21 protein-coding genes and 1 pseudogene are annotated in these 23,322 nt (G+C 69.0%); 14 read left to right on the top strand and 8 right to left on the bottom strand.

What is annotated here, in order from left to right; genetic code table 11:
• Window positions 1-120: 120 nt before the first annotated feature.
• The 10 genes and pseudogenes from ABD116_RS17435 to ABD116_RS17390 all read left to right on the top strand — a co-directional run.
• Window positions 121-372 (top strand): annotated as a pseudogene (locus ABD116_RS17435) (SWIM zinc finger family protein); the annotation flags it as partial.
• 45 nt (window positions 373-417) lie between these two features.
• Entirely contained in the window at window positions 418-1,437 is a 1,020-nt protein-coding gene (locus tag ABD116_RS17430) for an SWIM zinc finger family protein (RefSeq protein WP_343970992.1), read from the top strand.
• Window positions 1,434-2,876 (top strand): DUF5691 domain-containing protein, encoded by a 1,443-nt coding sequence (locus ABD116_RS17425; RefSeq protein ID WP_343970598.1) that lies wholly within the window; start codon window positions 1,434-1,436, stop codon window positions 2,874-2,876. Before ABD116_RS17430 ends, ABD116_RS17425 begins: the two co-directional genes overlap by 4 nt.
• A complete protein-coding gene (locus ABD116_RS17420) occupies window positions 2,873-3,979 on the top strand; it encodes an ATP-binding protein (protein ID WP_343970595.1) in 1,107 nt (368 codons plus the stop codon). Before ABD116_RS17425 ends, ABD116_RS17420 begins: the two co-directional genes overlap by 4 nt.
• Window positions 3,976-6,153 carry a DUF5682 family protein gene (locus tag ABD116_RS17415; protein WP_343970592.1) on the top strand — a complete coding sequence of 726 codons (2,178 nt, stop codon included), beginning with the start codon at window positions 3,976-3,978 and terminating at the stop codon, window positions 6,151-6,153. The genes ABD116_RS17420 and ABD116_RS17415 overlap by 4 nt, the downstream gene beginning before the upstream one ends.
• 2 nt (window positions 6,154-6,155) lie before the next feature.
• Window positions 6,156-7,307 carry a VWA domain-containing protein gene (locus tag ABD116_RS17410; RefSeq protein ID WP_425552091.1) on the top strand — a complete coding sequence of 384 codons (1,152 nt, stop codon included), beginning with the start codon at window positions 6,156-6,158 and terminating at the stop codon, window positions 7,305-7,307.
• 23 nt (window positions 7,308-7,330) lie between these two features.
• A complete protein-coding gene (locus ABD116_RS17405; RefSeq protein ID WP_343970586.1) occupies window positions 7,331-8,176 on the top strand; it encodes a methionyl-tRNA formyltransferase in 846 nt (281 codons plus the stop codon).
• The gene (locus ABD116_RS17400) at window positions 8,173-8,613 is read left to right on the top strand and encodes a GNAT family N-acetyltransferase (protein ID WP_343970583.1); all 441 of its coding nucleotides are present in this window, start codon (window positions 8,173-8,175) and stop codon (window positions 8,611-8,613) included. Before ABD116_RS17405 ends, ABD116_RS17400 begins: the two co-directional genes overlap by 4 nt.
• A gap of 92 nt (window positions 8,614-8,705) precedes the next feature.
• Window positions 8,706-8,984: a hypothetical protein gene (locus ABD116_RS17395; RefSeq protein ID WP_343970580.1), complete on the top strand. Its 279-nt coding sequence runs from the start codon at window positions 8,706-8,708 to the stop codon at window positions 8,982-8,984.
• The gene (locus tag ABD116_RS17390; RefSeq protein WP_343970577.1) at window positions 8,984-9,961 is read left to right on the top strand and encodes an NADPH:quinone reductase; all 978 of its coding nucleotides are present in this window, start codon (window positions 8,984-8,986) and stop codon (window positions 9,959-9,961) included. The genes ABD116_RS17395 and ABD116_RS17390 overlap by 1 nt, the downstream gene beginning before the upstream one ends.
• Here the strand turns inward: ABD116_RS17390 and ABD116_RS17385 are convergent, their stop codons facing one another.
• Both ABD116_RS17385 and ABD116_RS17380 read right to left on the bottom strand, forming a co-directional pair.
• Window positions 9,962-10,591, bottom strand: a complete 630-nt coding sequence (locus ABD116_RS17385; protein ID WP_343970575.1) for a hypothetical protein — start codon at window positions 10,589-10,591, stop codon at window positions 9,962-9,964.
• 141 nt (window positions 10,592-10,732) lie between these two features.
• The gene (locus ABD116_RS17380) at window positions 10,733-11,362 is read right to left on the bottom strand and encodes a hypothetical protein (protein ID WP_343970572.1); all 630 of its coding nucleotides are present in this window, start codon (window positions 11,360-11,362) and stop codon (window positions 10,733-10,735) included.
• Window positions 11,363-11,488: 126 nt separating this feature from the next.
• Here ABD116_RS17380 and ABD116_RS17375 point away from each other — a divergent pair, with 126 nt between their 5' ends.
• Window positions 11,489-12,070 (top strand): TIGR03086 family metal-binding protein, encoded by a 582-nt coding sequence (locus ABD116_RS17375; protein ID WP_343970568.1) that lies wholly within the window; start codon window positions 11,489-11,491, stop codon window positions 12,068-12,070.
• A gap of 22 nt (window positions 12,071-12,092) precedes the next feature.
• Here the strand turns inward: ABD116_RS17375 and ABD116_RS17370 are convergent, their stop codons facing one another.
• Window positions 12,093-13,274: a hypothetical protein gene (locus tag ABD116_RS17370; RefSeq protein ID WP_343970977.1), complete on the bottom strand. Its 1,182-nt coding sequence runs from the start codon at window positions 13,272-13,274 to the stop codon at window positions 12,093-12,095.
• On the bottom strand, window positions 13,258-14,307 hold the full coding sequence (locus ABD116_RS17365; protein ID WP_343970565.1) for a glycosyltransferase family 2 protein: 1,050 nt from the start codon (window positions 14,305-14,307) through the stop codon (window positions 13,258-13,260). The genes ABD116_RS17370 and ABD116_RS17365 overlap by 17 nt, the downstream gene beginning before the upstream one ends.
• A gap of 103 nt (window positions 14,308-14,410) precedes the next feature.
• Here ABD116_RS17365 and ABD116_RS17360 point away from each other — a divergent pair, with 103 nt between their 5' ends.
• From ABD116_RS17360 to aceB, 3 genes are read left to right on the top strand one after another with little or no spacing between them, the layout of a single operon-like run.
• Window positions 14,411-14,974 carry a TetR/AcrR family transcriptional regulator gene (locus tag ABD116_RS17360; RefSeq protein ID WP_343970562.1) on the top strand — a complete coding sequence of 188 codons (564 nt, stop codon included), beginning with the start codon at window positions 14,411-14,413 and terminating at the stop codon, window positions 14,972-14,974.
• 28 nt (window positions 14,975-15,002) lie between these two features.
• Window positions 15,003-15,869, top strand: a complete 867-nt coding sequence (locus ABD116_RS17355) for an LLM class F420-dependent oxidoreductase (protein WP_343970559.1) — start codon at window positions 15,003-15,005, stop codon at window positions 15,867-15,869.
• A 10-nt stretch (window positions 15,870-15,879) separates the two neighbouring features.
• Complete coding sequence (gene aceB, locus ABD116_RS17350) at window positions 15,880-17,445, top strand: malate synthase A (RefSeq protein ID WP_343970556.1); 1,566 nt, start codon at window positions 15,880-15,882, stop codon at window positions 17,443-17,445.
• Here aceB and ABD116_RS17345 read toward each other — a convergent pair.
• The 4 genes from ABD116_RS17345 to ABD116_RS17330 all read right to left on the bottom strand — a co-directional run bounded on the left by ABD116_RS17345 (window position 17,427) and on the right by ABD116_RS17330 (window position 22,740).
• Entirely contained in the window at window positions 17,427-17,804 is a 378-nt protein-coding gene (locus ABD116_RS17345) for a cupin domain-containing protein (protein ID WP_343970553.1), read from the bottom strand. The genes aceB and ABD116_RS17345 overlap by 19 nt on opposite strands.
• A 4-nt stretch (window positions 17,805-17,808) precedes the next feature.
• Window positions 17,809-18,711: a universal stress protein gene (locus ABD116_RS17340; RefSeq protein ID WP_343970549.1), complete on the bottom strand. Its 903-nt coding sequence runs from the start codon at window positions 18,709-18,711 to the stop codon at window positions 17,809-17,811.
• Window positions 18,708-20,159: an amino acid permease gene (locus tag ABD116_RS17335; protein WP_343970547.1), complete on the bottom strand. Its 1,452-nt coding sequence runs from the start codon at window positions 20,157-20,159 to the stop codon at window positions 18,708-18,710. Before ABD116_RS17335 ends, ABD116_RS17340 begins: the two co-directional genes overlap by 4 nt.
• A gap of 97 nt (window positions 20,160-20,256) precedes the next feature.
• Window positions 20,257-22,740, bottom strand: a complete 2,484-nt coding sequence (locus ABD116_RS17330) for a VIT domain-containing protein (RefSeq protein ID WP_343970544.1) — start codon at window positions 22,738-22,740, stop codon at window positions 20,257-20,259.
• Window positions 22,741-23,322: the final 582 nt, after the last annotated feature.

The following is a 23,322-nucleotide window of genomic DNA, read 5'->3' as shown; positions in this document are numbered from 1 at the left end:
TGTTCAAGGTCGCCGTTCGGTGTTCAAGGTCGCCAGTTGTGGCGCTGGGCGTGGTCGGTCGGTGGGGGTGTCGGTGGTGGGTGGCATGCTCTGCGGGGTAGAGGTTGAGCGGCTGGGGGTGTGGTGGCGGGCTTGGATGTGGAGCAGGTGTTGGCGCTGGCGCCGGATGCTGCTTCGGCTAAGGCTGCTCAGGGGCTGGCTCGGGGGGAGAAGTGGTCCGGGGCGGGGTGCTCCGAGCGGGCGTTGTGGGGGTTGTGTCAGGGGAGTGGGAAGAAGCCGTATCAGACGGCGGTCGATCTGAGCGGGCCCGCGTTCAAGTGCTCTTGTCCTAGTCGGAAGTTTCCGTGCAAGCACGCGCTCGCGATCATGCTGTTGTCGGCCAACCAGCAGTTGACGGAGACGGCTGAGCCTGGGTGGGTGGCCAGTTGGATCGAGGAGCGGGCAGGGCGGGCGGAGAAGGCGGCTGAGAAGGCGGAGAAGAAGCCGGGTGAGGTCGCGGATCCGTTGGCGGCTCAGCAGCGGGTCACGAGGCGGGCTGATCGGGTGTCGGCGGGGATGGCCGAGCTGGAGAGCTGGCTGGACGATCAGGTACGCCGCGGCCTCGGCGGATTCGAGCAGCGTGGGTACTCCGAGCTGAGCCGTCTGGCCGCCCGCATGGTCGACGCGCAGGCTCCCGGAGTAGCAGGCGCCGTACGCCGAGCCGCCGCCGTGGTCGGCCGCACCCACGGCTGGCCGGGCGAACTCCTCGAGGAGCTCTCCCTCATCCACCTCATCGTCTCGGCCCACAAGCGTCTGCCCGAGCTCCCACCCAGCCTCGCCGACACCGTCCAGTCCCGCATCGGCTGGACCGTCGAAACCGCCCGCGTCCTCGCAGAAGGCGAGAAGGTCGAAGACGACTGGCTAGTACTAGGCCGAGTGATCGAGCCCGACGACCACCTCACGGTACGACGCCTGTGGCTCCGCGGCTCCACCACTGGACGCCTAGCCCTCATCCTCACCTTCGCAGCCGGCGGCCGCCAGCTAGACCCCCTCCCCGCCCGCCCCGGCGAGCTCATCCCCGCAGTCCTCTCCTACTACCCAGGTGCCCTCCCCATGCGAGCCCTGCTGACCCAAACCGCCCCACGCCTCCCAGCACCCCGCCCAGGCGGCCTCAACGCCAAGCAAGCCCTCGCCTCGTACGTCGAATCGCTAGCAGCCGACCCCTGGAACGAGCGCTGGCCGCTAGTCCTCGCAGACGTCCGCCCAACCCCCAACGGCGACAACTGGGCTCTGATAGACGCCAACCAAGACGCACTGGAGGTCCTACCCGGCGTAGACCTCTGGAAGCTCCTAGCCGTCTCCGCAGGTGACCCAGTGACCGTCGCCGGCGAGTGGAACCGTGCAGGCTTCAAGCCGATGACCTGCTGGCACGGCGACCGCCCGGTGATCCTGTCATGAGGGGCTGGGACGGCCTGGTCAGCTCAGCACTACTCGGTACCGACCGCAGACCACCCCGCTTCGAGGAACTCCCGCCGAAGATCCAGGAGCAGCTGGGCGAAGGTGGCCTACTCGATGCCGCGGCCCTCGCGACCCTCTACAAGCGAGCCGGCCGAGTACCCCTCGAAGGCCTGACCCCACTCCCCGCGACCCAAGGCGAGGACAGCCCCCTCCCCAGACCAGCCGCCATCCGCCGACTCTCCGCCATGCTCACCGGTTTCCAAAGCACCGCGCTGGGCGAGTGGCTCAGAGCAGCGGACGCGAAGGGCTGGGGCGTCCCGCCGGAACTCCTCCCCGCCCTGGCCGATCACGCGCGCAACCGTGCGGAGTACCGGCCGTTGGTGGTCAAGGCGGCCGGGCGGAGGGCGAGCTGGCTGGCGGATCTCAACCCCGACTGGCGATTCCTGCACGAGGCGGTTGTCGAGGGCAACGATCAGTGGACGCACAGCAATCCGGTCCAGCGTAGGAGCTGGCTGCGGGCGCTGCGCAGGCGCGATCCGGCGGCAGCGCTCGAGGCGCTCGAAGAAGTCTGGCCGACCGAACCAGCCCCCACCCGCCTCGACTTCCTAACCCTCCTCGCAACCAACCTCGGCGCCACGAGCGCCGAGGACGCCACGGGTGCGACGGAGCGTCGGGAACCCTCGGGGGACGAGGTGTTTCTGGAGCGGGTGTTGGATGATCGGTCGAAGGAGGTTCGGCGGGCGGCGGCTGGGCTGTTGCAGCGGATTCCGGGGGCGCACTACGGGGAGCGGATGGCTGAGCGGGTTCATGCGCATCTGACGGTCAGCCAGGGTGTCATCGCCGTCGACTTGCCGACCAGGCTGACCAAGGCGATGGAGCGTGACGGGATCGAGTCGGAGCCGCGGGAGGGATTCGGCAAGCGGGCTTGGTGGTTCCTCCAGATCCTCGCCGCCGCCCCACTCACGACGTACGAGCTCGACTACCTCAAGCTGCCGGTCGAAGGCTGCTCGCCTGAGGTCCTCCAGGTCGCCTGGGCGCAAGCGACGGTCCGTGAAGGCAACCAACACTGGGCCCGAGCGCTCCTCCTGGCCAACACCAGAACCGGCGGCCGGGTCGCCGAGCTGCTCAAGATCCTGCCGCCCGAGGAGTGGGTGCCGGCCATCGAGCTCTTGAGAGCCCGCGTAGACATCGCCGACCTGGTCGGCGGCCTACCGGTGCCATGGCCGACGCAGCTGGGCAACGCAGTACTGGACCAGCTGGCCAAGCTCGGCGCTGATCGCCGGCACGCGCGACTCGCGAGCATCGCGGCGCGCGCGGTACCGGCCGAAGTACTGGACCACCCGATCACCCGCGAGCCGACCGGTGAGGAAGACACCTGGCGGCGGCGCCTGATCGAGACCCTGAATTTCCGTCGTGAAATGTACGAGGAGCTGTCATGACAACGAGCCCGGTGAGTCCAGTGGGCCCTGAGGTACTCCGACCGCACGCCGAGGACGAGTACGCCGACGAGCTGGCCGCCCTGGCAGCCACCGACGACCGGACCCGGCCGCCCTCGTGGAAGCTGTCGCCGGCCGCGGTCGTCACCTATCTCCTGGGCGGCAAGGCGGGAGACGTCGAGATCACCCCCAAGTACGTCGGTCCCCGCCGGCTCGTCGAGGTCGCCGTCGCCACGCTCGCGACGGACCGCGCGCTGTTGCTGCTCGGCGTACCGGGTACTGCGAAGACGTGGGTCAGCGAACACCTCGCTGCGGCCATCAGCGGCGACTCGACGCTGCTCGTGCAGGGGACGGCGGGCACGGCCGAGGAGTCGATCCGTTACGGCTGGAACTACGCGCAACTGATTGCCCAAGGCCCCAGTGAGCAGGCACTGGTGCCGAGTCCGGTGTTCCGCGCGATGGCCGACGCGAAGATCGCCCGGATCGAAGAGCTGACCCGGATGCCCTCCGACGTCCAGGATGCGCTGATCACGATCCTGTCCGAGAAGGCGCTGCCGATCTCCGAGCTGGGCACGGAAGTCCAAGCCCGTAAGGGATTCAACGTCATCGCCACCGCCAACGATCGCGACAAGGGCGTCAACGAGCTGTCCAGCGCACTCCGCAGGCGGTTCAACACGGTCGTACTTCCGCTGCCCGACGACGCCGAGGATGAGGTAGGCATCGTGTCCCGCCGGGTCGCGCAACTCGGCTCGTCGCTCGAGCTGCCGCAGCAGGACGACGCGCTGGAGGAGATCCGCCGCGTCGTCACCGTCTTCCGCGAGCTGAGGTCCGGCCGGACAGAAGACGGCCGTACCGCCGTCAAGTCACCGTCAGGCACCCTCTCGACTGCCGAGGCGATCAGTGTCGTCACCGGGGGACTCGCCCTGGCAGCGCACTTCGGCGACGGCGTACTCCGGTCGAACGACGTCGCCGGTGGCATCCTCGGAGCCGTGGTGAAGGACCCGTCGGCAGACCGGGTGGTCTGGTCGGAGTACCTCGAAACCGTGGTCCGCGAGCGCGACGGCTGGGCCGACTTCTATCGCGCGTGCCGGGACATCTCAGGATGACCGTCCACCTCTTCGGCATCAGGCACCACGGTCCCGGGTCCGCCCGGGCGCTCGCGGCTGCCCTGGCGGAGTTGCAGCCGGACATCGTGCTGATCGAGGGACCGCCCGAGGCCGACAAGGTGGTCGAGCTCGCGGCCTCGGCGGAGATGGTGCCGCCGGTGGCGCTGCTCGCTTATGCGGCGGACGATTCGACGCGGGCCGCCTTCTGGCCGTTCGCGGTGTTCAGTCCTGAGTGGCAGGCGATCAGGCACGCGTTGGCGGCCGGCGTACCGGTGCGGTTCTGCGATCTGCCGGCGGCCTATCAGTTCGGGAGCTCAGGACGGGAAGACCGGCGGGGAGCATCGGCGGACCCGCTGGCGACGCTGGCCGCGGCGGGCGGGTACGACGATCCCGAGCGTTGGTGGGACGACGTGATCGAGCACCGGCGCGACGGCGCCGAGCCGTTCACGGTGATCGCCGAGGCGATGACCGAACTGCGCCGTGGTGAAGAGACGACCGGCCGCGAGGCGCAGCGCGAGGCCTACATGCGCACGACCCTGCGCAAGGCGATCAAGGAAGGCTTCGAGCGGATCGCCGTCGTCTGCGGCGCCTGGCACGTCCCGGCACTGCAGATTCCCTTGCCCACGGCAACACATGACCAGCAGATCCTGAGAGGCCTGCCGAAGCGCAAGGTCGCCTGTACGTGGGTGCCGTGGACACATGGCCGGCTGGCCACGGCCAGCGGGTACGGCGCCGGCGTCACCTCACCCGGTTGGTACCACCACCTCTTCACCGCCCCCGACCAGATCACCACCCGCTGGCTGACCAAGGTCGCCCAGGTGCTCCGCAAAGAAGACCTCCCGGTGTCGAGCGCACACGTCATCGAGGCCGTACGCCTCGCAGACGCCCTTGCCGCGTTGAGAGAACGCCCCCTCGCCGGGCTGAGCGAGGTCACCGAGGCCACTCGGGCCGTGATGTGTGGCGGCAACGACGTACTGCTCAACCTGGTCACTCGCGAGGCCGTGGTCGGTGAGTTGCTGGGCGAAGTGCCGGCCGAGACTCCGCAGGCGCCGGTCGCCGCGGACCTCGCCGCACAAGCCAAGACCCTCAGGCTGAAGCGAGACGCCGCCGAGCGGGTGATCGAGCTGGACCTGCGCAAGCCGAACGACCTGGCGAAGTCGCGCCTGCTGCACCGGCTCCGCATCCTCGGCATCGACTGGGGTCTGCCGACAGCGGACGAGCGCCGCAACCAAGGCACCTTCCGCGAGAGCTGGAAGCTCGCCTGGGACCCCGGCCTCGAGGTCGATCTCGTCGCCGCCGGCGCCCACGGCACGACCGTGCTCGGCGCAGCCACGACGACGATGCTCAAGGCCGCCGAGGATTCAGCAACCCTCGCCGAGGTGACCTCCGCGTTGGAGCGCTCGCTGCTGGCAGACCTCAATGACGCGCTGCCGACCCTGCTCCAAGGCGTCGACACCCGCGCCGCCAAGGACGCCGACGTCGGCCACCTGATGGCCGCGCTCCCCGCCCTCGCAAGATCAGCCCGGTACGGCGACGTGCGCGGCTCATCTGCCGAAGGCCTGGGTCTCGTCGCCGGCCGGATGGTCTCGCGCGTCTGCGCAGGCCTCGGTCGAACCGTCCACGGCCTCGACCCCGAAGCCGCCGCCAAGGTCCTCGAACTCATCGACGACGTCCAAGACGCGACCGCCCTCCTCGCCGAGACCATCCGCGAAGAATGGCTCACAACCCTGCAAGGACTCAGCGACCGCCCATCCGTACCGCCGCTGATCGCCGGCCGTCTCACCCGCCTGATGCTCGACACCTCCCGGCTGGAAGCGACGGAGGTCGCCCTGAGGCTAGGCCGAGCCCTGTCTCCCGGTACGCCGACAGCCGACGCGGCCGGCTATGTCGAGGGCTTCCTGGCCGGTGGTGGCCTCCTCCTGGTCCACGACGAACGCCTACTCGCCTTGGTCGACACCTGGCTCGCGGCGATCCCCGACGACGCGTTCTTGGAGGCATTGCCCTTGCTCCGCAGGACCTTCGGCACCTTCGCCTCACCGGAACGACGCTCGATCGGCGACCGTGCCCGCGCCCTCGCCGACCCGGCAGCCGCCATCGTCGCCGACGACAACGAGCTCGATTCGTTGCTGGCGGCATCGGTCCTGCCCGTCGTCAAGCGATTGCTGGGGGTGTGACGATGCCGGACGACGAACGCATGCGCCGCTGGCGAATGGTCCTCGGCAGCGAGGCCGATCCGGAGACCGGCTCGGAACTGTCCTCCGCCGACCGCTCCGTCGACGCTGCGCTGGCCGCCCTGTACGACGCCGAACGCGGCGAACCCGGTACGAAACGGTCAGCCGGCCTCGGCTCGTCAGCGCCGCGCGTCGCCCGCTGGCTGGGTGACATCCGGAAGTACTTCCCGAGCACCGTCGTCCAGGTGATGCAACGCGACGCGGTCGAGCGCCTCGGCATCACCCGGATGCTGATGGAACCCGAGCTGCTCAACGCGGTCGAGCCTGACGTCCACCTGGTCAGCACCCTGCTCGCGCTCAACGAGGTCATGCCCGAGGAGACCAAGCAGACCGCCCGCGAGGTCGTCGGCCGGGTCGTTGCAGAGCTGGAGGCCCGGCTGGCCGAGCGCACCCGGGCCGCGGTGACCGGCGCACTCGATCGCGCGGGGAGGACCGGTCGGCCGCGGCACTCGGACATCGACTGGGACCGGACGATCCGCGCCAACCTCAAGCACTTCTCTCCGACGCTCGGCACGATCGTTCCGGACCGGTTGGTCGGCTACGCGCGGCGCAATCACAGCGTCCAGCGGGACGTGGTACTGGCGATCGATCAGTCGGGGTCGATGGCCGAATCCGTCGTCTACGCGAGCCTGTTCGGCGCCGTACTGGGGTCGATGCGTGCGCTGCGGACGAGCCTCGTCGTCTTCGACACGTCCGTCGTCGATCTCACCGAGGAGCTGGACGACCCGGTCGACGTCCTCTTCGGCACCCAGCTCGGCGGCGGCACCGACATCAACCGCGCCGTCGCGTACTGCGAACAGCTCATCACCCGGCCCGGCGAGACGGTGATGGTCCTGATCAGCGACCTGTACGAAGGCGGTATCCGCGAGGAGCTCCTCCGACGCGCCCGCAATCTGGTGGAGTCCGGCGTCCAGCTGATCGCGCTGCTCGCACTGTCGGATTCGGGCACCCCGTCGTACGACGCGGAGAACGCGGCGGCCCTCGCCGACCTCGGCGTACCGACCTTCGCCTGCACTCCCGAGCTCTTCCCCGACCTGATGGCCGCCGCGATCCGCCGTGACGACATCTCCGCCTGGGCAGCCTCGAATATCGATTGAGCCGCAATGATTGACTAGGTCCCATGCGGATCGTGACGATGAACGCGTTCTTGCCCGGCTACCACAACATCGCCGGGTGGGCCGAGGAGAACGGCCACGAGATCGTGCTGGTGGTGACTCCACCCGCCGGCGCCGGCGACCGGTACGACGCGGCTGCGCCGCCGTTCGTGCTCGGATTGCCACCCACCGCGGACGTCCTGATCACCAGCAAGCTCCGGACCGTGGCCGCGCCCGCGATCGCCGCGCTGGAGCCAGACCTCGTCATTTCGGCCGCCTTCCCCCGACTGATCCCGGCCGAGATCCTGAAGATCCCGACGTACGGTGCGGTGAACCTGCACCCGTCGCCGCTGCCGGTGGGGCGCGGGCCGAATCCGGTCCGGCTGGTCTACGAAGGCGCGACGACGGTCGGCGCGACCCTGCATCGGACCGAGGCGGAGTTCGACACCGGCGCGATCCTGAGTCAGCGTGAGCGGCCGCTGCCCGAGGACCTCACCGGCGCGGCGATCTTCCAGGCCTGGCGGGAGATGCTGCGCGAAGTACTGGAAGAAGGCGCGGCGCGGGCGTTCGCGGGGGAGCCGGGAGCGCCACAGGATCCCGAGCTGGCTTCGGAGGCGCCGATGTTCACGCCGGAGGAGCTGGTGCTTCGGTTGAGCGACCCGGGTGCGGCGCTGGTCCGGAAGTCGGCCGCGCTGAACGTGCTCGAGGCCAGGAGCAAGGTGATCGTGGCGGGGACGAAGCAGTCCGTCCGGCGGATCGAGCTGGTGTCGGCCGGTGAGGAGTCGTCGCAGGCAGGCGAGATCATCACGTATCACACGGATGGCTGGACGGTCCGGTCCGGCGATGGAGTGGTCAGGTTGTACACGACATGAAGGTTTCGGAGATCCGGCCGGACGAGTACGACCGGGCGGCCGAGGTGTGGGAGGCATCCGTCCGGGCGACGCACGACTTCGTCTCCGACGCGGACATCGAGATCTTCCGGCCGTTGGTCCGGAAGGGGTTCGGGCAGATCCAGCATCTGGCCGGCCTGCGGGACGACGACGGTCTGCTGGTCGGGTTCGCCGGGGTCGAGGACCACAAGCTGGAGATGCTATTCCTCGACCCGGCGGCCCGCGGCCAGGGCGGCGGCAAGTTGTTGCTGCGGCACGCCCTGACCGCGTTCGGCGCCCGGACGCTGGACGTCAACGAGCAGAACCCGCAGGCGATCGGCTTCTACCTGCACAACGGCTTCGAGATCACCGGCCGCTCACCCCTCGACGGCATGGGCAAGCCGTACCCACTCCTGCACCTGACCTACGCGGCGGACTGAGCACCCCGGGAATATCGGAACATGGCAACTGGTTCGAGATTATAGTAAGGATTGGTGACGATCAGAAGTAGTGATCAATGAGAGGGATGACGATGAGCACGATCGAACTGACCCGCTTCAAGGCCGGGCGTGAGGCGGAGCTGCTGGCCGCGCGACCGGAGATGCTGGCCGACTTCGCGGCCGACCGGACCGGCTTCGTCCGGGCCCAGCTGGTCAAGCTGCCCGACGACGAATGGCTCGACATCGTCGAGTGGGAGACCCCTGAGGACTTCGCCGCGTCCCGGGAGAAGGGTGGCAACCTCCCCGGCATCGCCCGCTTCTTCGCGGCGATCGACGCTCTGGTCAGCGCCGAGGAAGGTGTGTCGGTCTGATGCGCGCGGCCTGGTACGACGAACAGGGCCCGGCCGCGAAGGTGCTCCAGGTCGGCGAGTTGCCCGATCCGGAGCCTGGCCCGGGGGAGGTCAGAGTCAGCGTCGCCGTGTCGGCGGTGCATGTCGGTGACCTCGGCAAGCGCCAGGGCTGGTGGGGTTCGACGATGACCTACCCGCGGGTGATCCCGCATGGCGACGGCGCAGGCGTCATCGACCGCGTCGGCGCCGGGGTGGACGCGAGTCGCGTCGGTGAGCGGGTCTGGGTCTATCTGGCGCAGTCGTACCGCCCGTTCGGTACTGCGGCCGAGTTCGTGGTCGTCCCCGCCGAGCACGCCGTTGCCATTCCCGCCGAGGTCTCCTTCGAGGACGTCGCGGGCCTCGGCATTCCCGGAATCACCGGCCACCGAGCGGTCTTCGCGGCCGGCCCAGTCGAAGGTCGCACGATTGTGGTGACCGGCGCCCTGGGTGCCGTTGGCCGAGCCGCCCTGGCCGTTGCCAAGCGCGGTGGCGCTCGAACCATCGCCGTCGTACGCCGGAACGCCGACCTACCCGCAGCGCGCGAACTCGGCGCCACCCACACCGTCGCGGCGGAAGGCGGACTCGTTGCCCAGATCAACGAGCTGGCCGGCCCGAACGGTGTGGACCTCATCGCGGAGGTCGCCTTCGACACCGGCCTGAGTGCTGATGTCGAGTTGCTGCGCTACGGCGGCACCATCACGACGTACGCGACCCGCGAGACCCAGCCGACCGTGCCGTACTGGGAACTGGCCTTCAAGAACCTGACCGTGCGGTTCCTCAGCAACGACGACTTCCCCGAGGAAGCGAACCGCACGGCGGCGGCCGACCTCACCGCCGCCGTCCAGTCCGGCGACTTGCACTACCCGATCGCCGCCCGCCTCCCACTCGACCAGATCGCAGCAGCCCACGACCTAGCCGAGACAGTCCCCGCCGGCCACCGAGTACTGATTACGCTCTGATCAACCCGCGAGGGCGACCGTCTGCGTAGCGCGGTTCAGCACTACGCCGAGGGCGCCTGCGTCTTGGGGGCGGCCGCTGACGGTCAACTCCTCTTGGGCGCCGGCGCCGTGGTCCATCGGGTCGGCGTACCGGGTGGCTACCCAGCGGATGCCGCGAGTGGCGTCACGGTAGGTGTAGGTGACCGTAGTGAAGTAGATCCGCGACTTGGTCACCGTGTTGGGCAGGCTGCTGGACTTCACTGACAGGACCTTCAGGCCGGCGGTACCACGCAGCGCCTTCTGCTTGGCCTTGGCCATCGCCGTGGTGCTGCCCGCGTTCGGCAGGTAGCCGTCGATGCGCACCATCCACAGGTTCGACTTGTCGAACCGTGCCTGGTAGCGATCCACCTTCGTCCACGCCCACCCCTTCGGGACCTCCGCGCCCACCTGGCAGGCCCGGCCGTCCAGCCCGGCGTCGGAATCGCAGGCCCATGTGTGCGTGACGTACTTGAGCTGACTGGAGTGCAGCGGCCCGGGCTGGCTTGCGGCGGCACCGGTCGCCGCGTCGCTCGGCAGCGCTCCGAACAGCACCCCTCCGGCTGCTCCGAGCGCCCCGACGCCTGCGATACCCCGCTTGATCATCTTGTTCATCTCTTCGATCCCCCTTGAGTTGCAGGGCCCCCGTGGACCTGCACCCCTTCTGACGACGCGCCAGGGGCAGAGGTTCGCCTCCCCCGCGAACCTCTGCCCCTTGGTGCAAATCAGGCAAGGCTGGTACTGCTGGTACTTCGGTCAGCCGGCCTGGTACGCCGACGTGGTGGCGCGCGCCAGCACCGTGGTCAGCCCGGCCTTGTCCGCGACTGTCCCGCCGACGGTGATCTCGATCCCGGCGGACTTGCCGGTGCCCGAGCGGTCCTGGTAGCGGGTCGCGACCCAGCGGGTGTGCTTGGCCGAGTCGGTGTAGGTGTAGACGATCGTGGAGTACACGATCCCGCCCGAGCGGGCAGTGGCCACACCCTGCACCTTGAGGTTCTTGGTGCCCCTGAGCGCCTTCTGCTTGGCCGCGACGGCCTGCTTGGTGCTCAGGTTGTACGGACCCTCGGCGACGCGGAGGAAGTACGCGCCCTTCTTCGGGGTGAACTGAGCGTCGCTGTGGTTGAGCGAGGTCACGTTCCAGCCCTTCGGCACGACCGCGCCGATGTGGCAGTCCTTGCCGCCGAACCAGTTGCCCTCCTCGCAGAACCAGCGGGCGTTGACGAAGCTCAGGCTGGACGGCTTCAGGCCGGTGGCGTTGCTCGCGGCAACATTGTGCGTGGTCGCCGCGTTGCTCGGCAGCGCGCCGAGCAGCACCGCTCCGGCGGCGCCGACGGCCGCGATCCCTGCGGTGGAAGCGGAAACGGCCAGCTTGATCTTCTTGTTCATGGTCCCCAAACCCCTTTGATCTGTGTCCGCAGCACCCCCTCGGTCCTGCACCCACTGAGACGGCACTATTGCCCGAAAGGTTGGCCGGGTGGAGGATTTTCTTTCGGCGACCGATGGAGGCGCGTGATGGGCGAGATCGCGGAGCGGTACCGGCGCCGGGCCGAGGTGTTCGAACAGAAGGTCGCCGGGGTCCGGCCGGAGCAGTGGGCGAACCGGTCGCCGTGTGAGAAGTGGTCGGCACGCGACGTCGTCGATCACGTCGTGGTGATGCACGGTGTCATGCTGAGACCGGTGGGGCGGGCGCTGGACTCCGAGCCCTCGGTGCAGGACGACCCGTTGGCGGCGTTCCGGGCTGCGAGGACTGCGGTCGAGGCGGTGCTGGACGATCCGGCGCTGGCCGCTCAGGAGTGCGAGACGCCGGCCGGGCGGATGACGGCAGCGGATCAGATCGATCAGGTGGTGAGCGACGACCTGGTTCTGCACGGATGGGACCTGGCTCGCGCGACCGGGCAGGACGAGACGATGGATCCGGTCGACGTGGAGCGGTTGTGGGCGAGCAACTCCGCGATTCCGCCCGAGGTGATCGAGCAGTACCGGACTCCGGGCGCCTTCGGGCCAGGGATCGAGGTCTTCGGCCCCGAGATCGCCGTCCCCGAGGATGCGCCACTCCAGGACAGGTTGCTCGGCTACATCGGCCGCCAGCCGTAGGCCCAGAGCGGCAGCCCTAGGCCTAGAGCGGTAGGCGCGGTGCGGCGTAGTAGCTGTCTGGGGTGGACGCCCTGGGCAAGGTGTCGAGAGCAGACGCGAGGGCATCCGGGGTGGGGACGAGAACGGAGTCGCCGCGAGCGATGGTGGGGTCCAGGTACTCGTGGCCGGGCAGGTTGGCCACAGCCGTCCGGCAGCCGAGCACCATGCCCTCGAAGAGAGCAGTGGTGGAGACGCCCACCTGGTAGGTGGCAGCCGCCAGCAGGGTCAGCGTGTTGCCAGCGGACATGCGGACACCAGCAGGCAGGACATAGTCCGTACTGCGCTCGCTCGGGTGCAGGTGGAAGGCCACGTCCAGGTCCGGCCGCGCAGTGGCCAGCGAGGCCGCATAGGAGAGCAGTGCCGGGCCGGTCGTGCCCTGCGAGAGGAAGACGACCAGGCGCGGGTCCTTGGCCGCCAGCTCGGTCGCCGACAGTGGGGAGATGAAGGAGGCACCGGCAACCTCGGCCTTCATCCCAGCGGGCAGCTCGGCGACGTCGGTCCAGTAGGAGCCGAAGCACCAGAGCTCGTCGGGCTGGTCAGCCACGTCGGGACGGCCGGGGTAGCTGTAGCCGAGGTGGTACGGGCTGATGGCGCCGTGCTGGAGCTCGACGACCCGGATGCCGAGGTCGCGAGCGGCTCCGACGATGTGCTGGTGGAAGTACGCGACCACGACGTATACGGTCTTGATCCGGCGGCGCTTGAGCAGCGTGCGATACACCGCGCGCAGCCGACTGTGTTTCGGCACCTCGCGAGCGACCAGGGCGGCGACCGGGACCTTGACGCCCGTCTCGCTCTCCAGCGCGGAGGCGATCTCGGCGCAGCGGGCATGCACCCGCCGGCTTCGGACGGCACCAGAAGCCGAGGTGAAGAAGTCGAGGTTGACGCTTCCCGGCAGCGGGGTCCCGTTGATCCCCGAGTCCAGCACCAGCGCCGAGCCGCCCAGCGTCGAGCGCAAGGAGTCGGTGTAGATCTCGATGCCGCCGGGTTTGCGCGGGTGGGGGACCACCAGAGCGTCGTACGAGCCGCGGGCCAGGAACGGATTGCGGGTGACGGTGCCGGCGACGTGCTTGCCGACGAGCCGGAGCTGGTCGGCGCGCGTCCGGCGTACCGGGTGGGGGTCGCCGTGCAGGCCGCTGCGGCGGGTCAGCTCATGGAAGATGCGCATCCGGATGATCGGCCACGGTCGTACGCCGTCGATCTCCCAGGTCAGCAGGTCCAGCTCCCGCTCCACCTTCCAGATCGCCTGGCAAATCGTCGTGACCGTCAGGATGGTGCCGCTCCCGGTACTCGTCATGGTTGATCCCTACTATCCCCGCGAGGCTGCCGATGCCGGAGAAGAACCGGCGGACGGCCTTCAGCAGGAACGCCTTCCGGAACAGCAGCAGACCGCCGAGGCCGAACCCCAGGGCCGACACGATCCGGGCCAAAGAATAGGCCAGGACCAGGACGTAGCCGCGCACGCCCGGCCGGATCAGCAACCGGCTGATGGTGTCGCCGCTGCCGGAGCGGAAGGCGCGACGGACCAGCCAGGACAGGGTCGTCCGGGACGGTGGCACATGTTCGTGGATCTGGGCTTCCTCGCACCAGATGATCCGGTATCCGGCACGGTGCACGCGGAGGAAGAAGTGCAGGTCGCTGGAGCCGGTGTAGCGGAATGCGGGATGGAAGCTGGGCGTCACCGAGTGGTAGACGTGCTGGGCGACCAGGGTGTTGTTCGTGTACGCCTTGTTCCGCGGATCGCCGCTCTGGTGCCGGCCGGTGGAGTCGTGGACGTCGCTGTGCCGGTTCCAGGCGGGTGCGCCGGGCGGCAGGATGCCCCGGACCGGCCCGGTGACCACGTCGGCGCCGGTCGAGCGCCAGGCGCGCAGCAAGGTGGCGAGCCAGCCGGGCGGCGCGACCTCGTCGTCGTCGACGAAGATCAGCGCGTCGTCGTCCCAGGCGAGCAGGACCGACTTCTCCCGGGCGAACGGGATTCCGGGCTCCGGCTCCGTCGCGGCCTCGACCGGATAGCGGCCGTCCTTGGCCGCCCGCTCGATCACTTCGGTGGCGCTGCCCTCGTCGTCGTTGTCGACGACGATGATCCGGACGGTGTAGTCCTCTTCTTCCGGAAGTTCCTGGGCGAGCAGGCTGTCGAGCAGCGCTGCCAGCAGAGCGGGTCGCCGAAAGGTGATGACGGCGATCGCGACCCTGGTGCCCATGCCGCCAGACAATATCTGTACATGGCCCTGCCGCGTGAGGTCGGCCGTGTTGGGAAACCTGCTGGTAACAGCAGCTGTACCTACGCGTGGGTACAGTGGCGAGGTGGAAGCAGCTGAACGGTTGATCCGGAGCACCCAGGAATTGCTCTGGGAACGGGGCTATGTCGGCACCAGTCCGAAGGCGATCCAGCTCGCCGCGGAGGCCGGTCAGGGCAGCATGTACCACCACTTCAGCGGCAAGGCCGAGCTCGCCAGAGCAGCCATCGAGCGGTCCGGCGCGGAGCTGCGCGCGGCCGCCGAGGAGCAGTTCGCCGGCTCCGGCACGGCGACCGAGCGGATCACGAACTATCTGGAGCGGGACCGCGAGGTCCTCAAGGGCTGCCGGATGGGCCGGCTGACCGCCGATCCGGACGTCATCGCCGATCCGGTACTCCGTGCGCCGGTCGCCGAGACCTTCGCCTGGATCCGCACCCGGCTCGCCGAGATAGTTGCTGAAGGCAAGGAATCTGGCGAGTATCCGGCCGGCCTGGATCCGGACCGGACCGCCGCCACCATCGCGGCCGTACTGCAGGGCGGCTATGTGCTCGCCCGGGCCGACGGATCGGACGAACCGTTCGAGCTCGCCGTCGCCGGCCTCGTCGACCTTCTCGAAGGAGTTGCCTCATGACCGTCGCACTGCTCGAAGGGATCGTCCAGTGAGGATCGGAGCGGTCTTTCCGCAGCTGGAGATCGGCGCCGATCCGGCCGTTGTCCGGGAGTGGACCGAGACCGTCGAGGCGGCCGGCTACACGCATGCGCTCGCCTACGACCACGTGCTCGGGGCCGACCCGGCCAATCGGCCGGGCTGGACGGGGTACACGGACAAGTCGCTGTTCCATGAGGTCTTCGTGCTCTTCGGGTACATGGCGGCCATCACGACGACGCTGGAGCTCGTCACCGGCGTACTGGTTCTGCCGCAACGCCAGACGGCGCTGGCCGCGAAGCAGGCTGCCGAGGTCGATGTGCTGAGCGGTGGGCGACTGCGGCTGGGCGTCGGTATCGGGTGGAACGCGGTCGAGTACGAGGCGCTCGGGGTGCCTTTCGAGCGGCGTGGTGCGCGGTTGACCGAGCAGGTCGAGTTGTTGCGCAAGCTCTGGGCCGAGCCGGTCATTTCGGCTGAGGGCCGGCACGAGAAGGTGGTCGAGGCCGGGCTCAACCCGTTGCCGCCGCGTCGGCGCATCCCGGTCTGGTTCGGCGGCGGGGCGGACGCGGTACTACGCCGTACCGGCCGGATCGGTGACGGTTGGATGCCGCAGAGCCCGCCGACCGCTGAGGCGCGGCGACAGGTCGAGCTGGTCAGGTCAGCTGCGGTCGAGGCCGGCCGTGATCCGGCGGAGATCGGGTTCGAGGCGCGGCTGACGCTGGGGGCGGTACCGGAGAAGGAGTGGCCTGATTTCGTCGAGGGATGGCGGGAGCTGGGGGCGACGCATCTCGGGGTGAATACGATGAACATGGGTCTCGGGAAACCCGAGGAGCATGCCGCCGTACTACGAGACGTCCTGCCGCTACTGCAGGACCGATAGGAGTCCAGCTGTGTCAGTCGACGTCATCGGGCCGATGGGTGAGCGGTACGACGAGATCCTGAGCGAGCGGGCGCTGGAGCTGATCGGGCTCCTGCACCGGGCGCTGAACCCGCGCCGGCTGGAGTTGCTGGAGCGGCGGCAGGCGCGGCAGCAGGAGATCGCGGCCGGCGGGTCGCTCGGGTTCCTCGACGAGACGAAGGCTGTCCGTGAGGACCCGTCGTGGCGGGTGGCGGACGCGGCGCCGGGGCTGGTGGACCGGCGGGTGGAGATCACCGGGCCGACCGATCGGAAGATGACGATCAACGCGCTGAACTCGGGCGCGAAGGTCTGGCTGGCCGACCAGGAGGACGCGAACACCCCGACCTGGGAGAACGTGGTCGGCGGGCAGCTCAACCTGCTCGACGCCATCAGCCGCAAGATCGACTTCAGCACCGCGACCAAGTCCTATGCGTTGAAGCCCGACGACGAGCTGGCGACGATCGTGGTCCGGCCGCGCGGCTGGCATCTGCCGGAGAAGCACCTGCTGGTCGACGGCGAGCGGACCTCGGGGTCTTTGGTGGACTTCGCGCTATACCTCGTGGCCTGTGGACAACTGCAGCTCGATCGTGGCGCCGGGCCGTACTACTACCTGCCGAAGATGGAGTCGCACCTCGAGGCGCGGCTGTGGAACGACGCGTTCGTCCTCGCGCAGGACTTCCTCGGACTGCCGCGCGGCACGATCCGGGCGACCGTGCTGATCGAGACGTACCCGGCGGCCTTCGAGATGGAGGAGATCCTGTACGAGCTGCGCGAGCACTCGGCTGGGCTGAACGCGGGGCGCTGGGACTTCATGTTCTCGGTGATCAAGACGTACCGGACCCGTGGCGCCGACTTCCAGCTGCCGGACCGCAACTCGGTGACGATGACGGTGCCGTTCATGCGGGCGTACACCGAGCTTCTCGTCCGTACCTGTCACAAGCGCGGCGCGCACGCGATCGGTGGGATGGCGGCGTTCATCCCGAGCAAGGATCCGGCGGTCAACGAGCAGGCGTTCGCGAAGGTCGAGGCGGACAAGACGCGCGAAGCCGGCGACGGGTTCGACGGGTCGTGGGTAGCGCACCCGGGCATGGTCGAGACGTGCAAAGCGGTCTTCAGTTCGGTGCTGGGTGACCGGCCGAACCAGCTCGACGTACTGCGTGAGGACGTGCACGTGACCGCCGAGCAGCTGCTGGATGTCGCCTCGACTCCTGGCTCGGTGACCGAGGCCGGTCTGCGGAACAACATCAGCGTGGCGATCCAGTACCTCGCCGCCTGGCTCGAAGGCACCGGCGCGGTCGGCATCTTCAACCTGATGGAGGACGCCGCCACCGCCGAGATCTCGCGCTCCCAGATCTGGCAGTGGCGTCAGAACAACGTCGTCCTCGACACCGGCGCCACGGTCACCACCGACCTCGTCACCAAGCTCGCCGACGAGGAGATCGCCAAGCTCGAGGATCCGGCCCGTTTCGCCACGGCTCGCGAGACCTTCCTCGCGGTGGCTCTGGACGACGAGTACATCGACTTCCTGACGCTGCCCGCCTACGAACGCTTCAAGTAGTCCTCGACGTTCACCGTCGGAATGCCGCCACCCGCGCGGGCGATCACCGCGACGGACACCTCGTCGGTGGGATTGCTCTCGCGGTGGATGGTGAACGCCGGGACGTAGATGAAGTCCCCGGCCTCGGCGTCCAGATAGCCGTCGCCGCCGTCGAACTCCAGCCGGAGGATGCCCGATACGACGTACAGGCTGGTCTCGTTGCGGTCGTGGTGATGCCAGCCGGAGACGGCGCCGGGCTGGGTCTCGACCCGGCCGGCCCACAGGATCGGCAGCTCGAACGCCTTCTTGCGGAGCATCCCGCTGGTCGGGTCAGTCGCCACCAGGTCGACTTCCCGGATCACGCGCACAGGCTCGGTCATGGAATCAGTCTGACCACGTATAGGTCCCGGCCGGTACTACGAGAGCCGGTACCGGCGTGTGGCGGAGGATCTTGGTGGCCGTCGAGCCGAGGAAGACCCGGGCGAGCTGGCCGAGCCGGCTGGAGCCGAGGACGAGGATGTCGTTGGGGGACCAGGGGATCGCGGTGAGTGCGCCGGGCCAGCCCTGGCCTCGGGCTACTGCTGTCTCGACGTCGGTGACGCCGTGGTTCTTGCAGAACTCGAGGGCGTCTTCATGGAGTTCGACGGCCTGCTCGGCCCATTGGGCGGCGACCATGTCCTCGGCGTCGAGGCCGACCTCGGGTGGGTACATCGTGTTGGCGCGGGGGACGAAGGTGGCGACCCGGAGGTGGCCGTCGTAGCGCTTGACCAGGGAGCAGGCCGCGGCGAGCGCTTCGCGGGATCGGTCGGTACCGGCGTACGCGCAGGTCAACGAGCCGAAGGTGGCCAGGGGGTCGCCGCCATAGCCCTGTGGAGCGAGCAGGATCGGTACCGGGGACGAGTGCAGCAGTCGCGAGCTGACGCTGCCGACGAGGAGCGAACCCTGGGTGGCGGCTCGCGCGGAACCCAGGACGAGTAGGTCGACATCGGACTCCTCGGCGACGCGGACCAGCCCGTCGGCGACGGAGTTGGAGGCGATCCGGCGGAACTCCAGGCCGTCGGGGTAGCCGGGCGACAGGGTCTCGACCGCTGTGCGTCGGGCCTGGTCGGCGACGGAGTCGAGCCATTGGCGGTATTCGAGATCGACTCGTTCGGTGCCGGGTTCGGAGGTGGGCGGTAGGACGGCGACCACCAGCAGCTCGGCTCCCGTAGTACGGCGTAGTGTCGCGCCGAGTTCGAGAGCCTCGGGAGTGTCGTCTCCGCCGCGGTACGCGACTACGGCCTTCACAGTTCACCTGCCTCGGTGTCGTGGAGGACGGAATGCTTGTGGCTGTAGAGGAAGTAGACCGACAGTGCCAGGATCAGCCAGATCCCGACCGAGATCCAGGTGACGGCGGCGATCGTGCTCGCGGCGTACGCGCAGGAGATGATCGACAGGATCGGGATCACCGGGCCGAACGGCACCCGGAAGCCGCGCTTGAGGTCGGGCCGCGTCCGGCGCAGAACGATCACGGTCGCCGACACGACCATGAACGCGGCCAGCGTGCCGATGCTGACCAGGTCGAACAGCTTGTCGATCGGTACCACCGCGGCCAGCACCGCGATGAAGGCGCTGGTGACGAGCACGTTCTTGTTCGGCGACAAGGTGTTGCTGTTCACCTCTTTGAACAATGGCGGCAGCATCCCGTCGCGACCCATCGCGAACAGGATCCGGGTCTGGCCGTAGACGGTGATCAGGGTGACCGAGAAGATCGAGATGACCGCGCCCGCCGCGATGATGATGCCGGGCAGCGCGACCCCGGTGACGTCGTTGAGGATCGCCTCCAGGCCGGCGTCCTGACCCTCGAACTTCGCGGTCGGCTGGGCGCTGACGGCGGCGAAGGCGACCAGCAGGTAGAAGACCGTGACGATCGCGACCGCGCCGAAGACCGCCCGCGGGATGGTCCGGCCGGGGTTCTTGACCTCCTCGCCCGCGGTGCTGACGGCATCGATGCCGAGGAAGGTGAAGAAGATCGCCGGGATAGCGGCCGAGATCCCGCTGATCCCCTCGGGCGCGAACGGCGTCAGGTTGCCGGACTTGAAGCCGGTCAGGGCCAGTACGACGAACAGCGCCAGCACCGCCAGCTTGATGACGACCATGATCGCGTTGGCCCGCGCCGACTCCTTCGCGCCGCGCAGCAGCAACAGGCAGCACAGGCCGACCAGGACGACGGCGGGCAGGTTGATGACGCCGGGACCTTCGGCGAGCAGCCCGGAGCTCAGTGACTCGGGGATCCGGAAGCCGAAAACGTCGTCCAGCAAGGCGTTGAAGTACTCCGCCCAGCCGACCGACGTGGCGGCGCCGGCCACGCCGTACTCGAGGATCAGGCACCAGCCGACGATGTACGCGGGCAGCTCACCCAGTGAGGCGAACGAGTACGAGTACGCCGAACCCGACACCGGGATCGTCGAGGCGACCTCCGCGTAGCACAGCGCGGTCATCGCCGCGATGATGCCGACGAGCAGGAAAGTGATCATCACGGCCGGGCCGGCCTTGGGCACGGTGACCGCGAGGACGAAGAAGATACCGGTACCGATGGTCGCGCCGACGCCGAACATCATCAGCTGGAACGTGGTCATCGACCGCTCGAGATGCTCCGACCCGTGCTCACCCCGGCTCGCGGCGAGCATCTGGTCGATGCTCTTCTTGCGCAGCAGCGGGTGCGACGGTGACGGCGGGCGAGTGGCTCTGCTCATGGTGGCCTCCGACCGGATCGGTCGAGCCAGCGTGACAGCGTGCGCGCGCCAAGTACAGGCCTAACTCGATCCGGCGGGGTCGAGTCAGGCCTGCTGGTCAGGAGCGTTTCCAGAAGTCCCGGATGGGTGCCTTCGCCGGGGCGGTAGTGCCGGCGAACTCGTCGAGGGCTTGCAGGGTTTCGGCCCAGAGGTTGGTGAGTTGGGTGTCGTCGAACGGGGTCGTGTCCAGGGACTTCAGGGTGGTGATGAGGGCCTGGAGCTTGGGGACCTGGAGGTTTTGGAGGACGGCATCGAGGCGGGTGGCCAGGTCGGAGAGGATGGTCCGGCGTTGGGCGGCGGTCGGCGTACCGGCCGAGCGGAGGAGTTGTGCCTCGGCGGCTGCTTGAGCACGGGCCTCGGCCAGTGGCTCCGCTGCGGACTGCTCCTCGACGAGCGAGGGTGGCTGAGCGGTGCGCTTCGAGCTCCGCGAGAACAGACCTGGGCCGTCGCCGAAGCCGCGGGCCCGGGCTCGGCGATGGCTCAGGTCTGCTGCGCCTCCGGGAGCTGAGCCTGCGGCGCTGCCGGGGCCCATCGCGTTCAACGCTTGGGGAGCGAAGGCGGCTCCGGCGAACCCCATGGCGGGCGCGGCGGGCATGGCGAGGTGGCGGGGGTCCCAGCCGGCAGGGAGTTCGACCGGCTGGGTGACGCGGTGTTTGGGGCCGCCTTCGGCGACGACTCTGGAGTCGACGGCGACGAGGGCGGTGAAGCGGCAGAGGACGTGGTGCTTCAAGGAGACGGCGACGATCTGGTGCTCGAGTTTTTCGAGGTCGGTCGAGGCGCCGCCGAAGGTGTCGGTCGCGGTGACGTACTGGTCTTCGAGGTCGCGCAGGTGGGCGCGGGCCCAGACCGCATTTGCAGCGCCTTCGGTTTGGACGGCTGGGATCGTCACCTGCCACGGCTCGCCGGCGGGGGTCAGTCCGTGGAGGTGGGCTGTCGCGTTGTCGGGAGTGCCTCCGTAGCGGCCGCGTAGTACTAGCGGGACGCCGGCGAAGGCGGTGGGCATCCGGGCGGGACTGATGGTGTCGGCGAGCAGGGTCAGGCCGTCGGCGGTGAGGGTGAGGTTGGTGAGCAGCGGCGTACCGATCCTGAGGTGGATGCGGTCGAGTGCATCGTCGAGGCGGTCCTCGCTCTCGACGAGTTCGCAGCGGCCGCCGCCGAGTCCGGCCAGCCGACCGAGGAAGCCGGCGTTGACGGCCTGGTCGATGCCGACGGTGTGGATCCGTACGCCGGCCAGCGGGGTGGCCAAGCCGGCGAGGAGCTGGTCTTCGTTGCCTACCTGTCCATCCGTCACCAGGACGAGGACGCGGTCGCGCTTGCCGTCGTTTTCGCCGAGGAGTCTGGCCGCTTCTTGGAGCGGGGTGAACATCTCGGTGCCGCCGCGGGCGGTGAGGCCGGCCAGGTGCTCGACGGCGCGGAATCGGTTGCGGTCGGTGGCGTCGGCCAAGGTGTCTGCCGGCAGGTCGGTCGGGCGCTCGATGACCGTGTCGAAGCTCAGTACGGCGAAGCGGTCGGCGGCTGTCAGGGTGTCGACGATGCGGGCGGCGGCGCGACGGGCGGCGACCATCTTCCAGCCGCTCATGCTGCCGGATCGGTCCAGTACGAGGACGACATCGCGCGGTCGGGCGTTTGTGCTTTCGAGTGGTGGGAGGACTGTCAGCTCGAAGGTGCCTTCGGTCTCGCCTGCCGGTTGGCCGTCGACGATGTGCTGGTCGGGTTGGGTGGTGAAGGCGGTGGCAGTCGCTTCGGGTTCGCCGTACGCGAGCCGGAGGATGAAGTCGCGGTCGACGCGCTCGCCCGGGTTGATGGTGACGGTGGTTCGGTGGTCGCTTTGCTCGGGCTGTTCGGTGGAGATCGCGTGCAGGCTGGAGCGGATGCCGTTGAGGGGTAGGCCGGCTGGGTCGATGTCGGCGGTGATGCTCAGGCGGACGGGGTTGGGGAAGCCGGGGAGCAGGATCGGCGGGGTGATGCGGGAGGCGTCCGGTACTGCGTCCGTGTCGGGGATTACTCCGTCACCGACGGACTGGCCGCTGATCGGCGTACCGGGGATGTAGCGCGGGGCGACGACGAGCGGCAGGCGGTACGTCGCTTCGCCGTCCTCGTACGGGAGGGGACCGACCAAGGTGAGCTGCACCGACACCCGCTCGCCGGGGACGATGTTGCCAACCCTCAGCGTGAAGACGTCCGGGCGCTCCTCCTCGGCAATCGACGCGCGCTGACCGGCTGCTATCGCTTCGTCATAGGTCTCCCGCGCCTGAGCCCGCTCCTGCAACTCAGCCTCGACAGTCCGCCCGTCAGCAGTCATCCGCAGCCCGGTCACCGCTGCTCGAGCCGGCAACGGAAATATGTACGTCGCTTCCAGCGCGACCTCATGCGGGTTGTGGAAGTCCTGGGTCAGCACGGTCCGCGAGACGAGCCCGGTGATGGTCGCGTGCGCGTCGATCCGCTCCAGCGGCAGATTTCCCCGCTCAGTACTCAAGCTCCCAAGCCCCGCGTCCGAAACCTCTCCCAGCTCGTCGGTTCGGAGGGTAGGCAGAACAGTCATAACTCGTCTCCTGACGCTGGTTGATTGAGCAATCCCTGCCGACCAAGCTCCGCAAGCAACGGCACTGCCGCAGCAACCAGCCGCGCGATGTCCGGGACGCCCCCACCCTGATCCAGAACCAAGGTCACCCCACCCCCCAGCCGAACCGCAGCAACCACCGCGCCTGAGGGCGCGGAGACGGCGCCGGCTTCCGCCGAGTCGGCGCGGCGCATGTCCCGGGCCGCTGTCCGGCGTGAAGTGGCTGCGAGACGCTGAGCGTCGCCGGAGGTGGCAGTCGGTCCGACCTGCTCTGCTCCGTCGAGCGAAGCGTTAGCTGAGCGACGGGCCTCGCGGTGACCGGCGTCGCCGGTGAGGGCGTCGCGGTCCACCGCTCCGAGCGGAGCAGGAGCGGGGTGAGAGGCATCGCCGGGCGCAGCATCGGCAGGGGTCGCATCGTGCGAGCGGTCGGCCCAGAAGCGGGTCCTGGGCAAGGGGGGCTGGCTGGCCAGCGCCGAGGCGTCCGACTCAGCCGCCGCACCCGCGTCCGGCGCGAGACCGCCTGCCGCGGACACCGCGCCGTCCACTCCGCCCGCGCCGTCCACA

It is taken from the genome of Kribbella koreensis, assembly GCF_039525325.1.
Classification (GTDB): Bacteria; Actinomycetota; Actinomycetes; order Propionibacteriales; family Kribbellaceae; genus Kribbella; species Kribbella koreensis.
This window is presented reverse-complemented; position numbering and strand designations above follow the sequence as displayed.